The sequence below is a fragment of the Nocardioides oceani genome, assembly GCF_030412965.1.
Lineage (GTDB): Bacteria > Actinomycetota > Actinomycetes > Propionibacteriales > Nocardioidaceae > Nocardioides > Nocardioides oceani.
On record NZ_JAUHJQ010000356.1, the window covers coordinates 1 to 203 of the forward strand.

The following is a 203-nucleotide window of genomic DNA, read 5'->3' on the forward strand; positions in this document are numbered from 1 at the left end:
TGCCCGGTGCAGGCGGCCCCGGCGTGAGCGCGCCGGCGGGCGAGGCGCCCTCGTCCGGCTACGCCTCGATCTTCGTCGAGGTGGACCTCTCGACCGCCGAGGTCGCCCGGCTCGAGGCGGTCCACCGCCCGCTCGCCGACAGCGTGCGCGAGCTGGTCGACGCGACGATCCGCACGACCGTCGACGACGAGGAGGTCGCGGCC

Annotated in this window: 1 pseudogene; it reads left to right on the forward strand. The window is 76.8% G+C overall.

The features are described from left to right. Nucleotides 1-23 precede the first annotated feature (23 nt). Nucleotides 24-203, forward strand: a pseudogene (locus tag QWY28_RS24345) (hypothetical protein); the annotation flags it as partial.